The organism is Hymenobacter sp. (assembly GCF_035709525.1).
In the GTDB taxonomy this organism is placed as follows: Bacteria; Bacteroidota; Bacteroidia; order Cytophagales; family Hymenobacteraceae; genus Hymenobacter.
In genome coordinates, this window is the sequence record NZ_DASTEP010000066.1 from 1 (window position 1) to 13643 (window position 13643).

The window sequence follows — 13643 nt, forward strand, 5'->3', positions numbered from 1 at the left end:
TGAGGTAGAGATGCTTCGACTCCGCTGCGCTGCGCTCAGCATGACGGCCTTTTTTCTGGTCGTTCTAATCAAGCACAATACCGTGCTCGGCCAGCAGCGCCTGCACCTTCACCGGCTGGCCGGTACTCAGCGACTTATCCATTGCCTGCAACAGCGCCACCGTCCCGATACCTTCTTTCAAGTCAGGATAAGCCGTGAAATTCTGCTCGATGGAATCGGCGAAATACTCCAGGTAATTCTGGTACTCGCCGGCGTGGTGGCTCTTGCCCTCGAAGCGGAAGTAGTGCTTGAGCTTATGCTCCCAGGTAATGATTCGCTCCTCGCCGGTGCGGTCCGTGATGGCGTAGCGCAGGTCCATGTAGTCACCCTGGCTGGCGCCCTCGGTGCCGCGCAGGATGCAGCTCATCTCCGAGTCGCGCGTCACGGGCTGCACGGGGCCGGTGTAGCAGCCGCTCACGCGGGCCACGCGGCCGTCGGTGCTTTTGAAGATGAAGTGCATGGTGTCTTGGTGCTTGAGGCCGCCCTTGGCCCCGTTGCTGCTGAGCATGCCGTAGCCCATCACCTCCTCGATATTGGGCAGGTACCAGCGGATGAAATCGACCGGGTGGCTGAGGCCGCCGTAGAGCCACTTGAAGGCGTTTTCCAAGGACCAGCCTTTTTCCAAAAACCAGCGGTGGTCGGCGTGGTAGTAGGCTTCGATGGTAATGAGCTCGCCGATGAGGCCGGCCTCGTAGTCGGCGCGCTGCCGCTTCATGGGCTCGAAAAACCGGGAGCTTTGGCCCACAAACAGCTTTTTGCCCGTAGTGCGGCTCAGTTCCAGCAGCTCGTTGGCCTTGCCTAGGTCGTCGATGAAGGGCTTGGTGCACACCACGTGCTTGCCGGCGCGCAGGGCCTGGGCCACGTGTTCGGCGTGCAGGTGGTCGGGGGTGTAGATGGCCACGGCGTCGATTTCCGGGTCATCGAGCAGGTCCTGGTACTGCGTGGTGTAGTGCGGAAAATTAAATTCCTCGGCCCGGTGCCGGCACAGGTCTTCGTTGCGGTCGCAGATAGTTTTGAGTTTCCATTTCGGGCTATTGAGGGCAGCCGACATGGTGCTGCGGCCTTCACCGAGGCCCAGGATTCCGAGGGTGAGCATTTTTGTGAGTTAAGAGTTTTGAGTTGTTGGCGAGGCGCTTATAATTAACCGTCATGCTGAGCGGAGCGCAGCGCAGTCGAAGCATCTCTACCGCTTCGTTGCTAGCGTCAAGAGTTAGTTCACCAATAGAGATGCTTCGACTCCGCTGCGCTGCGCTCAGCATGACGGTTAGTTTTTAGCCGGCGCTGTTTTCGGTACTATCACCGGCTTTAGAAACACCCATACCTCGCCCGGTTTGGTACCCGGCAGGCCTTCCTGGTACTGCTTCATCAGTCTGTTCCACTCGTCCACGCGCGGGTTGTTCAACGAGGTTTTCGGGTTCAGCTCATCCAGACTCGCGCCGTGCGGAATGCTGATGACCAGCACCAGCTGCCGCCCCTGCCGAAACACCAGCAGCTGCTGAAAGCTGGCGTTGCAGAAGCCCTGAGCCACTTCGGGCCACTGCCGGAATTGGGTGGCGTGGTGGCTCAGGTACTGCTGCTGCTTGGCGGGGTCTTTAACCAGGTTAGCAGTCAGGATGATGTTGTCCCACTGCTTAGCCGTGACTTTATCGGTGCAATACTGCCGGTCGAATTTGTAGAAGGGCGCGGGGTAAAACTTCACCTCGTTCCCGGCATAAAGCACGGCCAGATTCTTCTGGAGCGCCTGCATGCTGGCTACTTTTCCGTAGGCTACGAGGTGGTTTTGCCAGCTATACACGCCGGTGGCCGGCACGTGGTTTTTGCGGCACAGCTTCAATAGGTTTTCGGCCGCAACGGGCGTTTTGCCGGGGCCGATGATTTCGACTATGGCCATTTTTTCACCGGCTTGCGCAGTGGCCGTCAGGGGCAGGGGCAGCCAAAGCAGCAGACAGCGCAGATGCCAATGCTGACGCCATGCACCGCAGAGGAACGCAGAAGTTTTCGCAGAAGAACGCAGCGCTTGGTCCATTATAAGGCCTGATAAGTTACCACGTACTCCCGCCCTTTCTCCATCGTGAGCTCGTATTGGCTGCCACCTTTCGAGGCAATTTTGCCACCTTTGCAGCTCGGTTTCGACTTGCTGCGGAAGCGCAGCGTACCCGTGCCCACGGCGCCGCGCACCTTGATTTGCTTGGTATCGCATCGCACCGCGATGTCGCCCTGCGGGGTGGGCACGGTGCCTTCCATCCACTGCAAGCCACCTAGGGCGGGCACGATTTCGTAGGTGGCGTAGCCCGGCGTGAGCGGCTTCACGCCGAGGTAGTACTTGCCCAGCAGGTAAATCGGGCTGGCGCCCCAGGCATGGCAGAGGCTCTTGCCGAAGGGCCGGCCATACATGGCGTAGTGTTCGGCGCCCTTTTTGGCGGGGTCGTATTCTTCCCAGAAGGAAGTGGCCCCTAGGTCCAGCATACCGCCCCAGTACGACTTCATCTCCTTGAGTACGTAGGGTTGCTCGCCCAGCGCGCACAGGGCTTCCAGCTCGTAGAAGCGCATGTAGGGCGTCGTAATTTTGGGTACCTGCGGGTTCAGCAGCACTGACTTCTTCACCTGCTGCTCTTGTGTGGGGCTGAGGTAGTCGAAGAAGATGGCAAACATATTGGCGTAGCGCGTCACGTGGTCGGTGGGCTGGCCGTTGACGCGGCTGTGCACCAGGGCGCCCTTGCCGGCATTCCAGTAGGTGGCGAAGATTTTAGATTTCAACTCCGTAGCTAGCTGCTGGTAGCGCTGCGCGCCGGCCTGGTCATCCACCAGCTTGGCGCACAAGGCCATGCTTTCGAGGCTGCGACACAGCAGCAGTTGCTCGAAGCTCACTTCGCCCTTCTTGCTCAGCCCGTCGGCCCAGTCGATGAACACCCAATCGCCGGCCAGGCCTTCCATCAGGCCGTCTTTGTTGCGGCGACCTAGGCAGTAGTCCATCAGGCTTTGCATGCGGGGGTAGAGCTGCTGCACCTGCGCCTTGTCGCCGGTGTACTGGTAGGCATCGTACACGCTGATGAACCAGTAGAAGCTGTAGTCCATGATGGTGTTGAGGTGACTGGTAACCGGGTCTTTCCCGCGCAGCGCAAACTGTGTGCGGTTCACGGTGGGCGTGTCGAAATACAGGTAGTAGTTCATCAGGTAGCTCTGGTAGGCGTCGCCCGACCACACCCACCGGTCGCGCTTGATGCCGTCGATGAAAAACTCCCGCGTATTGAGGTGCATGGTGTAAGCCGCCACGTCCCATATTTTATTCAGCTGCGCGTCGGAGCAGCGGAATTTGCCCCGCTCGGCCACCGGCGCGTACTCGTAGAGCAGCGACACCGAATCGAGGCTCACACCCGCCCCCGGCCGGATGTTCACGTAGCGAAACGCCTTCGACAGCGTCGTGGTCTGGTCGCCCTTCTGCGGCTGGTTCACGGGCAGGTATTCCAGCGTTTCGCAGGTTTCGGTAGCTTGCGCTTCCTCCTTCGATTCGCCAAAATACACCGCTACCTGGCCCTTGCCTTTCACCCCGTGCAGCGTGATGTAGCCGAAGGTTTCGCGGCCGAAATCGGCTACCAGGCCAGTCGACGTGCGCTCAACCTTGGCCGCCCGCAGCGCCTTCGTCGGCAGTTTGAAAGCCGACGGCAGCATCTCGGGCGCGTCGAAGTTCCAGGCCCCGGCTTGTAGCCAAGTGGTGCCCGATTGGTCGGAGGTTTTACCGGAGGCATCAATCCATTCCTTGTCCTCATACGTCACCAGCCACGACGCATCGGAGGCAATGGTTTTGCCGCGCACGAACACGGCCGGCGGCGTAGCCTGGTTGTACACTTTGATATTGATGCGATGCTTGCCGGCCGGCACCGTGAGGCGGGTGGGCGCGCCGGTGAGGGGCTTGCCGTCGAGCTTCACGTTGTACTGGCCCTCAGCGCGCAGCTCCACTTCTTCGGGTTGCGCGAGGTCGAAATCCTTGTGGAAGTCGATGAGCACGTAATGGCTGTCCATGCGCCAGAACACCGGGAAGAAGGTACCACGCTCGGTGCGGCGGTTCTGCATCTGGTTGCCGAGCCAGATTTCGTAGTCGCCGGGATACCAAATCCAGGTGGCGCGTTGGGCGAAGGATGGGAAGGCGAGGAGGAGCAGGAGGAAGGCGGCGGCCCAGCGCGTGACCCCACCCCCGGCCCCTCTCCCCAGGAGAGGGGAGTCGGACAGCCCGACTGGAGGAACCTCACCCCCCGGCCCCCTCTCCAAAAAAGAGGGGGAGCCTGACGATTTTTTGATGTTTGTTAGAAAGTGTTTTTTCATAAAATCAGTTGGTTTTTTGAGTCGTCAGGCCCCCCTCTTTTTTGGAGAGGGGCCGGGGGTGAGGTTCACGGCGTCAGGGCCTTTTCAAATCCTGATATTCCGCCTCCAATCCCGCCGCCTGCTTTATCGCCTCACTCACCATTGGGCCGTTGTTCTTCCACACGTTGCCCGGCCCGTTGGCATTGGCCAGGAATTTCTCGGCCGGGCACCAGTTGTCCTGCACCGTGATGTTGGACGAGCCCTCATCCAGGTAGAGGTAGAACCAGTGGTCGGGGTCGTGCACGTAGGGCGCGCGGCCGATTTCATCCACCCGGTTTTCGCTGATGACCGTGCCCGGCTGGGCCGAAAGCGTGTACACGCCGGCCACGTCGTAGGTGTGCTGGGCGTAGTGGTGCACGTAATTGGCCAGCACGCGGTTGTCGCGCATGGCGTTGGCGGTTTTGGTCCAGCCCCAGCCCAGGCTGATGCCGGTGTAGGGCACCTGCGAAATCTCATTATGCCGGATGCTGACGCCCCGCACGAACCCCGCCGCGATGCCCACTGCGCCCCAATCCTCGTTTCCGCAGTCGGTGACGAGGTTGTTTTCTATCGTCTCATTGGCGCAGATTTCGCGCTCGTCCTGCGGGTTGTAGGGCAGGTGCGTTTCCACACTTTCGTCCGAAAACTTACCCAGTTGCAGGCCGTTCACGGCCACGTCGCGGAAGGTGCAGCCCACCACCGCGTCGTCGTGGGTGCCGCTCTGGTAATCGAGCCCCGTGGCACCTAGGTGCCGGAACTGGCAGCGCTCAAAGCGCGTGTGGTGCGCGTTTTGCACCTGCACCCCGGCCGGCGGGCGGCCTATCCAGGCCTGGTTTTCGAGGCCGGCTTTGTCGGGCGTGCCGGGCTTGGCCAGCGAGTAGCCATCCAGCAAATACATGCCCGCTTGCAGGGGTACGTGGCCCTGCTGCGAGGGCCGCAGCCAGGTGGTGTAGGCAAAAGTCAGGCCCTTGAACTGCACGTATCTCACGGGCTGGTCGAGAGTACCCTGCACGCGCACCAGCGTTTCTAGGGCTGGCGCTACCACGCGGGCGGTAGCTAAGTTTTCGCCGGCGCGGGGCCAGTAGTACACCTGCCTGCTGGCGGCATCATAAAACCACTCACCGGGCTGGTCGAGCAGTTCGATGGCGTTGGTGAGGTAGAAGGCCGAGCTGCCGTTTTTGCCCTTGATAATGGGCCGCGGCCAGGGGTGCTCGAACTGCACGCGGCTTTCGGGCTCTTGGAACGTGAGGCGGGCTTTATCGCCTTGCACAGCCAGGGTTTTCACGCGCAGCACGTTCACGGCCCACATCTGGTGCAGCACCATTTCCAGCTGGCTGGGCTGCTTTATGCCACCTAGGGCGGTAGCGGGCACGGTAGTTTCGCGCTTGTCAGTGTCCCAGGTGAGCAGGCGCGGAAGGTTGTCGTTGTTGGGTGTGCGGGCGCGGGTGGCTTTGCGGCCGTTCACCCACAACTGGCGGAAATCGAGCGCCCGGCCGCCAAACTGCGGCGCATTTGCCATCCATACCTGGCCCTGTGCGGCGACTGGCAAGCCGGCAATTTTACTTACGGCCTTGTGCCAACCGGTTACGGACACGCCGCCACTCAGCACCGGGTATTCGCCGGGCGCGGCGGCTACCACCGTGGGGCTGGCGGCCGTGCCCGCGTCTTCGGGGCGAAAAAACCACGGCTCCGTCAGCCGGTATTCGCCGCCTTTCAGCCAGATATGCACGCCATCAGCCACGGAGGCATCGTGCAGGCGGCGCAGGTCGCGCGCTTGGCGCAAAGCGGCATTGGGGGTGGCCAGTGGTTGGGCAGCGGTGCCAGGGTTGCGGTCGGAGCCGTTGGGCGTAACCCAAATGTCAGCGGCGCGAACCGACGAGGCACCTAGCAGGCTGAGGGCGATAAGTAATGTTCGAGTCATGCTGAGAGTAGCGTGGACTCTGCGAGTCCGCGCACGAGCGCAGCGAGTATGGTTGGCTGCACTTGAATGATGTTTGAAACCGACCGACGCAGACGTGGACACTCGCTGCACTCGTGCGCGGACCACAAAGCCCGCGCTACGCTGCTCATCGGGCGGCAGTTAGCCTATTAAACTCCGCCTGCAGGTCCTCAAAGCTGTGCAGCGCATTGGCCGGCAGCCCCTCGCCTTTTGGCCCGAAAACGAGTTGCGCTTCCTGCTTTTCCACCGTCACTTTCGACTCATCTAGCTTGCCAGCCTTGTCTTCGGCAGCGGCTAGGTTCAGGCCTAGGTTTTTGGCCATAAACTCGTACATAGCCTGTCGCTTCGAGGGGCCGTAGTCGTGCCCCTCCTTGGGCAGATGCACGTTTTGCACGAGGTCGGTTTTGCCGTAGTAGCCGTAGATTTTCTGCAAGTAGGGATAAGCTACTTCGGGTGTCTGGGCAGTCCAGTCGCCGCCATCGGTGATGGCGAGCTGGGGGCGCGGGGCGGCCATGGCGGCCAGCTCGGCGTTGTTGGTGCCGTTGCCGCAGAGGTGCACGGGCTGGCCGCTTTCGCAGGGGCAGCCCCCGCTGTGGTAGGTCGAAAGCATCACCACCGGCACGCTCACCTTGATGCGGTCGTCGAGGGCGGTCAGCAGCATGGTCTGGCTGCCGCCGCCCGAGCCGCCGGTGATGGCCACACGGGTTTTGTCAGTGTCTTTCAACGACAGCAGGTAGTCCAGCGCCCGCTCGCCATTCAGCGCCTGCACCGTCATGGCGAGGCTGCGGCGGTGGTCTTCGCCCTTGAACTGCAGCAGCGACTCGCCCCAGGCAAACAAGTCGTAGCTGTACACCATCGCGCCCATGCGGGCCAGCGTGCCGCAGCGCAACTGGGCGTCGGCCCGGTAGCGCCCGTCGCCAAAGTGCCCGTCGGGACTGATGATGACCGGAATTTTGCCTTTCACTTTCAGCGGCTTGTAAACCGAGCCCGTCATGTAATAGCCGGGCAGCGTCTCGATGGCCACGTTCTCCACGGTGTAGCCATCGAATTGCCGCTTGTTGGTGATAATGGGTTTGCTGGCCGGTTTGGCGGGCATGGGCGACAGCCGCAGCGCCGACCACATGCAGCTGCGCAGCTCGGCCTTGCGTGCCTCCCAAGTGGCCACGTCGTGGTAGCGGCTGGCGAGTTGGGCCAGTTGGGCCGCGCCTTCGTCGGGGGTTTTGAGGTGGTATTGGAAGGTTTTGAGCTTGTAGGCTTTATCGCCAGTTTTGGCTGCCTGGTAGTCAAACGGGGATAGTACGTTGCGAAGCGTCTCGTCCACATCGGGCCGAAAGCGCCACTCGGCGTAGGTCACGTACTTGTCTTTCACCATGGCCGCATCGGGCCGGATTTTCACGCCGTAGCGCTGCTGAATCTCGTCAAGTACCTGCTGCAAGGGCTCACGGTACTGGTCGTCGGAGTTCGACAATGGGGACGGCGCTTGGGCCTGGGCGGCGGCGGTAATGAAAAAGCTGGCGGCTATTAGACAAACTTTCTTGAACATGGCTCCAGTCCTTAATCCTTGGTAATCTCCGCCGTGCCTTCCGGCGCTTTGTAACCCTTTATCGCCGGCCACACGCCGTTTTCAATTTTCACCAGCTTCATCTTCTTGGGGTCGAGCACGGCGTGCTTGATGCGCTGCCGCCTCCAGGTGTACATAAAATGCACCAGCCCGTCCTTGGTTTGAATCACCGAGGGATACGAGTACTGGCTGATGGGCGAGTCCTCCAAAATGGCCACTGCGTACCAGGTTTTGCCGTCTTTCGACACCGATACATTCAGCGGCGTGCGCGGGCCCTTGGCCTTATCGCCAGGCGGCAGCACGTGGTTGTACACCAGCAGTTGGCGGCCGTCCTGCAGGGTCACGGCGTCGGTACCGGAGTTGTTGTTGGGCAAGGTAGTTTTCGCCAGCGGCGACCAGGTTTGCCCCTGGTCCGACGACCAGGTTTCCAGGATGGCGCGGTCCTGACTGCGGCACAGCGCCTGTAAGTGGCCATTTTTATAGGTGAGGATGCTGGGCTGAATGGCGCCCTTGGTTCCGCCGTTGTCAACAGGCCCAATCATCTTCCAGGTCTTGCCAAAGTCCTGCGTCGCCTCAAAATGCACGCGCCAGCCACCGCTGCCCTCCGTACTGGTAGGCGATAGCAGCGTGCCGTTCTTGAGTAGCACGGGCTTGTTCTTCACCGGCCCAATGAAGCCCTCCGGCAGCGCCTGCGCCGTCGACCACGTCAGGCCATTGTCCTTGGAAGTTCGCAGCCAGCCTTTCCATTCCGAAGGTTTAGGCCCGATTTTATAGTACAGTTGCAACTCCCCGCCCGGCACCTGGTACAGCACCGGGTTCCAGGTGGGGTAGCGCAGGGTTTCGCTGACGATGCCGTTAGCTACCTCCACGGGTACCGTCCATTTGCCGCCCTCCTGGCGGCTCACCCAGATGCCCACGTCGGGGTTGCGCTCCTTGGTGCCGCCAAACCAGGCGGCCACGAGGCCCTTCGGCGTCTCGGCAATGGTGGCGGCGTGGCTCTCGGGGAAGGGCGCTTTTTCGAAGATGAATTCGTCAGTGACGATGCCATGTTTCCAAGGCTGCGTTTGGGCCGAAGCCGCGTGTCCAAGCAGAGCAAGGGACAGTAACAAGAAGGTCTTTTTCATAGCTATTCGTAGCTGGCCGGAGCCACTATTTATTGAGTTCGAGGCTGGCCAGGATGAATGGGCCTACTCCCTTCAGGTCGTTGATTTTGATGCGCTCGCCCACGTAGTATTCGTAGGAGCCGTTGCGCTCGGTGCCGGGACCTAGGCCAGCTACCTCGCACACTTGCAGCAGATTAAGCTCGCCATCAGGCTTCACTTCGATGAGCTTGGACGTGATGCCATCGAAGCCTTTTTGGGCTACCGGGCGGTACTTCTTATTGAGGTAGCCCTTGTTCACGCCCTTGGCCAGCGTGTACACGAACATACCCGAGGCCGACGCTTCCAGGTAGTTGCCGGGCTGGCCGCCCTTGTCCACCACCTGGTACCAGAGGCCGCTGGCGGGGTCCTGGTATTTCTGGATGGCGACGGCCAGTTGGTCGAGTACCTGCATCAGCTTGGGGCGGTCGGGGTGCTTGGCGGGGAGGTAGTCGAGCACATCCACCAGCGCCATGCCGTACCAGCCGATGGCGCGGCCCCAGAAGTTGGGCGACTGGCCGGTTTGGGGGTTGGCCCAGGCTTGCACGTGCTTCTCGTCCCAGCCGTGGTAGAGCAGGCCGGTTTTAGGGTCGCGCAGGTGCTTTTCGAGCAAGAGCAGCTGCTTGGCGGCCTCATCGAACCCGGCGGGCTCCTTGAAATACGCCGCATACTGCGCCACAAACGGGCTGGCCATGTAAGCGCCATCGAGCCACATCTGGCTGGGGTATTTCTTCTTGTGCCAGTAGCCGCCGTCGGTGGTTTTGGGCTGTTGCTGAAGCTCCGCGTACAGCTTTTGCAGCGCCAGCTTGTACTTCTCCTGCTTGGTATCGGTGTAGAGCTGAAACAGAAGCTTGCCCGAGTTGATGTTGTCGAGGCTGTGGTCCTGCGGCTTGTAGTCTTTGTTGTGAATCTCGCCCTGGGCGTCCACCATTTTGTCGCCGTACTGCTGCAAGGCGGTACGCAGGCGCGGGTCGTGGTTCTGGTGCTCCAGGGCTTCGAGCGCGTGCATCAGCAGCCCCTGGGTGTAGCCCCAGGAGTCGGGCAGCGCGGGATTTTGGAGCCAGGGGCTACGCTTTAAAACGGATAGCGCCATGCGCTCCGACCACTTGGCGGTAGCGGGGATTTGCGCGGGGTTGGGCGTGGGCGTTTGGGCGTGGGTGGCTGGTGGGCACGCTAGTAGCGTGGCCCCTATTGCTAAGGCTAGGCCGTTTGCTTTTAACTTATTTAAACCAAATGCTTTATTCATCAATATCAACTTGAAATGATAGTGTCCAGACGGCACACCGACTGTGTAACCCCACCCCCGGCCCCTCCCCTCCGGGAGAGGGGAGCCGGACGATTGGTTACGTCTGCTTGCAGTCGGCTCCCCTCCCCCGGAGGGGAGGGGCCGGGGGTGGGGTAAACGGGTCACTGCTTCGCCACAAACGCATACTCCCCCGAGCCCACCTCAAACACCGCCCTATCCCCCTCCATGCGCACGAACTTCACGCCCGGCGCATTGGCAACTTTCTTGCCGCCCTCTTCCACGTCTTTGGCCGACTTGGCCGGGAGGTAAACCAGGGCCTTGGTGTTGCCGGGCACGGTGATGTGCCAGGTGAAGCGCCTGGCGTCTTTCTGCCAGCTGCTGCGGATGAGGCCGCGCACCGAGCGGTAGCTGGCCTGCACGCTGCTGAGGTCGGCAATGAGGGCGGGCTTCATTTCGATGGTTTGGAAGCCCGGCGCGTCGGGGGCCGACTTGATGCCGGCCAGGTTTTCGTAGTACCAAATGAGCAGGTCGCCGAGCAGCATCACGTGGTTTTGGGAGTTCATGGCGGGGTCGGCGGTGTTGCCGTTCCAGAGCTCCCAGATGGTGGTGGCGCCGTTGGCGGCCATGTAGCCCCAGCTGGGGTAGTCGCGGTTGGTGGCCAGTTTGTAGGCAATGTCGGGCCGGCCCTCGGCGGTGAGGCCGCGCATGAGCCACTGCGTGCCAATGACGCCGGTGCTGATGTGGCCCTTGTTCTCGACCAGGATTTTATCGGCGATGTTCTGGAACACCTTGCCCCGCTCGGCGTCCGGCGTCATGCCGTAGGCCAGGGGTAGTAGGTTGGCTGTCACGGTGTTGTTGGCGTACTGCTGGTTTTGGGCGTTCAGAAACTTCTGGTTGAACGCGTCCTTGATTTTGGCACCTAGGGCGGCGTATTCCTGCGCATCGGCGGGCCTACCGAGCACGGTGGCGAAGCGCTGCATCAGCGTCAGCATGTGGTAGTAAGTGCTGGTGGCGATGACCTCGCCGCTGGTGTTGCGGGCGGGGTCCTGCGAGTGAATCATCTTCTCAGACTCGGGCGGCACGCACCAGTCGCCGTACTTATCCTTGGTGATAATGTTGCTGTCCGTCATGTAGTTGGCGCGCATGTAGGCGAGCCAGCGGCGCATCGAGTCGTAGTGCTTGGCGATGGGCTGGGCGTCGCCATACTGCGAGTACAGCATGTCGGCGATGGTGAGGTAGGTGCCGGGCCAGGTCACGTTGTCGCCGTAGTAGCGCCAGAAGGCGGGGGCCACGTCGGGGATGCTGCCGTCGGCTTTTTGGGCCTGCGCAATGTCGTCGAGCCACTTCGCGTACAGCCGCGAGTTATCAAACACGAAGCTCTCGCCGTAGGCCCCGGTGGTGCGGTCGCCGAGCCAGGGCTGCCGCTCGTTGCGCTGCGGGCAATCGATGGGCATGCCCTTGTAGTTGCTCCGAATGCCCCAATAGGCGTTCTTATACACCTGGTTGATAGTAGCATTGGAGGTCGTAAACTCGCCCGTCGTGGCCAGGTCGTCGTACACCACGCGGCCGTCGAAATCGGCCAGCGTGGGCGTGCCGGGGTAGCCGCTGATTTCGACGTAGCGGAAGCCGTGGTACACAAACGTGGGCTCCCAGGTTTCGCGGGCGCCGCCGCGCAGCGTGTACACGTCGGTCACGCGGGCGTCGCGCAGGTTGGCCACGTACAGCTCGCCGGTTTTTTGCAGCGTCTCGGCAAAGCGCAGCGTGATTTTCTGGCCCCTAGGCCCCGTGGCCCGCAGTCGCAGCCAGCCGGCCATGTTCTGGCCCATGTCGAGGATGAACTTGCCGCCCGCCAGCGGCTTGAGGGCCACCGGCTTCAGGGTTTCCATCACCTTCATGTTCTCGTTCATCTGGGCCTCGAAGGCGCCGCTGGGCTCCTGCACCAGCTCAGCCTTGCCCCACTTTTGGGCGTCGAAGCCGGCGGCGCTCCAGCCAGGCATTTCCTTGGTGGCGTCGTATTCTTCGCCGTCGTACTCGTTGTTGGCCCGGATGGGGCCGTCGGCCGTGGCCTGCCAGGTTTCGTCGGTTTTCACGACCTCGTGGCTGCCGTCGGCGTAGGCCAAATCCAGCTGCATCAGCAGCTTGGGGTAGCCAAAAGTCTTGATTTTGTACGGCTTGTAGTGCTGCCGCATGGCGTAGAAGCGGCCATTGCCCAGCACGGTACCTAGGGCGTTGGCGCCCGGCCGCAGCAGGCGCGTCACGTCGAAGGTGTTGTACTTCACGCCTTGGGTGTAGTCAGTGGGGCCGGGCGCCAGCACCTGGTCGCCCACGCGCTGGCCGTTCACATACAGCTCGTACAGCCCCAGCCCGATGATGGACGCCGTGGCCCGCGTCACGGCCTTCGCGGCCTTGAACTCCTTGCGGAAATAGCGGGCCGATAGCCGGGCGTGGGTCGTCTCATCGTCCCACGGAAAGGCGCGGTCCAGGCCAATCCAGCGGCCTTTCCAGTCGAGGTAGTTGAGCAGGCCCATGCTCCAGCGGGCGGGCGGGCTCCAGGCGGTTTCGCCCTGGTCGGTCCAGGTGCGCACCTTCCAGTAGCAGCGGGCGCGGCTGCGGAGCGGCGCCCCGGCGTAGGCCACGTGCACCGATTGGCCCGACGCCACCTTGCCCGAGTTCCAGAGGTCGCCTTCGTCGGCGGCCAGCTTTTCGGGGGTCGAGGCCACCAGCACCTGGTAGGCGGTTTGGGTGAGCCCACGCGCGGCACTGCTCAGCTCCCAGCTCAGGCGCGGGGCGGTGGCGTCGATGCCTTCGGGGTTGGTCAGCAGCTCGCAGCGCAGCCGCTGAAGCTGCACGGCGGCGGGCGGCGCGGCCCCCAACGCCGTGAGCGACAAACAAGTAAGCAGAAGAAACAGTAGTCTCGCAGTCATAGTCGGAGCCTCCCCCCTACGCCCGCCCCCACGTGGAGCAAGCGCCTCGGCCACCGGGCCGGCTGGGGGGTGCGCGGGGCGCAGTTCGGCACCCACATAGTTCGGACTTTTTTGCTTCCCGTTATTCTAGGATGTTAGCACGAATCTGGTCGATTTGTGCATGGTGTGGGGAGGATGGTGGAATGAACATACCGCTATAGAATACTCAATTGTGAGCCGCCAGAACTACGTTTTCCCCCAGTTGATTTAGTAACTGGGATTTTCTTACCCTTAGTAGCTGTCGACTTTTTTACCCGTGCTTTTACAATAATTTGATTAGCAGAGCCTTGTAAATCACTCTCTTTGAATGTCAAAGTAGCTAATTCAGGATACTTTTTTTCAATATAACGTTTGACTAAGGCAGCATGTGATAAAGGCTTCGAAGGATTATCAATGTCACTATTCGTATCAAAATCTA

8 protein-coding genes and 1 pseudogene are annotated in these 13643 nt (G+C 61.4%); all 9 read right to left on the reverse strand.

What is annotated here, in order from left to right:
- Positions 1 to 64 precede the first annotated feature (64 nt).
- Positions 65 to 1135 (reverse strand): Gfo/Idh/MocA family oxidoreductase, encoded by a 1071-nt coding sequence (locus tag VFO93_RS06095; protein ID WP_325133456.1) that lies wholly within the window; start codon positions 1133 to 1135, stop codon positions 65 to 67.
- Between the two features lie 168 nt (positions 1136 to 1303).
- Complete coding sequence (locus VFO93_RS06100; protein WP_325133457.1) at positions 1304 to 1930, reverse strand: L-rhamnose mutarotase; 627 nt, start codon at positions 1928 to 1930, stop codon at positions 1304 to 1306.
- Between the two features lie 134 nt (positions 1931 to 2064).
- Positions 2065 to 4359, reverse strand: coding sequence for an alpha-rhamnosidase (locus VFO93_RS06105; protein WP_325133458.1), 2295 nt, complete (start codon positions 4357 to 4359; stop codon positions 2065 to 2067).
- A 73-nt stretch (positions 4360 to 4432) separates the two neighbouring features.
- On the reverse strand, positions 4433 to 6298 hold the full coding sequence (locus tag VFO93_RS06110; protein ID WP_325133459.1) for a right-handed parallel beta-helix repeat-containing protein: 1866 nt from the start codon (positions 6296 to 6298) through the stop codon (positions 4433 to 4435).
- Positions 6299 to 6443: 145 nt separating this feature from the next.
- Positions 6444 to 7859, reverse strand: coding sequence for an alpha/beta hydrolase family protein (locus VFO93_RS06115; RefSeq protein WP_325133460.1), 1416 nt, complete (start codon positions 7857 to 7859; stop codon positions 6444 to 6446).
- Between the two features lie 11 nt (positions 7860 to 7870).
- Positions 7871 to 9001: a sialidase family protein gene (locus tag VFO93_RS06120; protein ID WP_325133461.1), complete on the reverse strand. Its 1131-nt coding sequence runs from the start codon at positions 8999 to 9001 to the stop codon at positions 7871 to 7873.
- Positions 9002 to 9026: 25 nt separating this feature from the next.
- Positions 9027 to 10262, reverse strand: coding sequence for a glycoside hydrolase family 88 protein (locus tag VFO93_RS06125; protein ID WP_325133462.1), 1236 nt, complete (start codon positions 10260 to 10262; stop codon positions 9027 to 9029).
- Positions 10263 to 10423: 161 nt separating this feature from the next.
- Positions 10424 to 13150: an alpha-L-rhamnosidase gene (locus VFO93_RS06130; protein ID WP_325133463.1), complete on the reverse strand. Its 2727-nt coding sequence runs from the start codon at positions 13148 to 13150 to the stop codon at positions 10424 to 10426.
- A gap of 230 nt (positions 13151 to 13380) precedes the next feature.
- Positions 13381 to 13643, reverse strand: a pseudogene (locus VFO93_RS06135) (hypothetical protein); the annotation flags it as partial.

Bases quoted from the DNA above. Each gene is read 5' to 3' on its own strand.
- VFO93_RS06095 (WP_325133456.1), bottom strand. From the start codon at position 1,135: ATGCTCACCCTCGGAATCCTGGGCCTCGGTGAAGGCCGCAGCACCATG.
- VFO93_RS06100 (WP_325133457.1), bottom strand. From the start codon at position 1,930: ATGGCCATAGTCGAAATCATCGGCCCCGGCAAAACGCCCGTTGCGGCC.
- VFO93_RS06105 (WP_325133458.1), bottom strand. From the start codon at position 4,359: ATGAAAAAACACTTTCTAACAAACATCAAAAAATCGTCAGGCTCCCCC.
- VFO93_RS06110 (WP_325133459.1), bottom strand. From the start codon at position 6,298: ATGACTCGAACATTACTTATCGCCCTCAGCCTGCTAGGTGCCTCGTCG.
- VFO93_RS06115 (WP_325133460.1), bottom strand. From the start codon at position 7,859: ATGTTCAAGAAAGTTTGTCTAATAGCCGCCAGCTTTTTCATTACCGCC.
- VFO93_RS06120 (WP_325133461.1), bottom strand. From the start codon at position 9,001: ATGAAAAAGACCTTCTTGTTACTGTCCCTTGCTCTGCTTGGACACGCG.
- VFO93_RS06125 (WP_325133462.1), bottom strand. From the start codon at position 10,262: ATGAATAAAGCATTTGGTTTAAATAAGTTAAAAGCAAACGGCCTAGCC.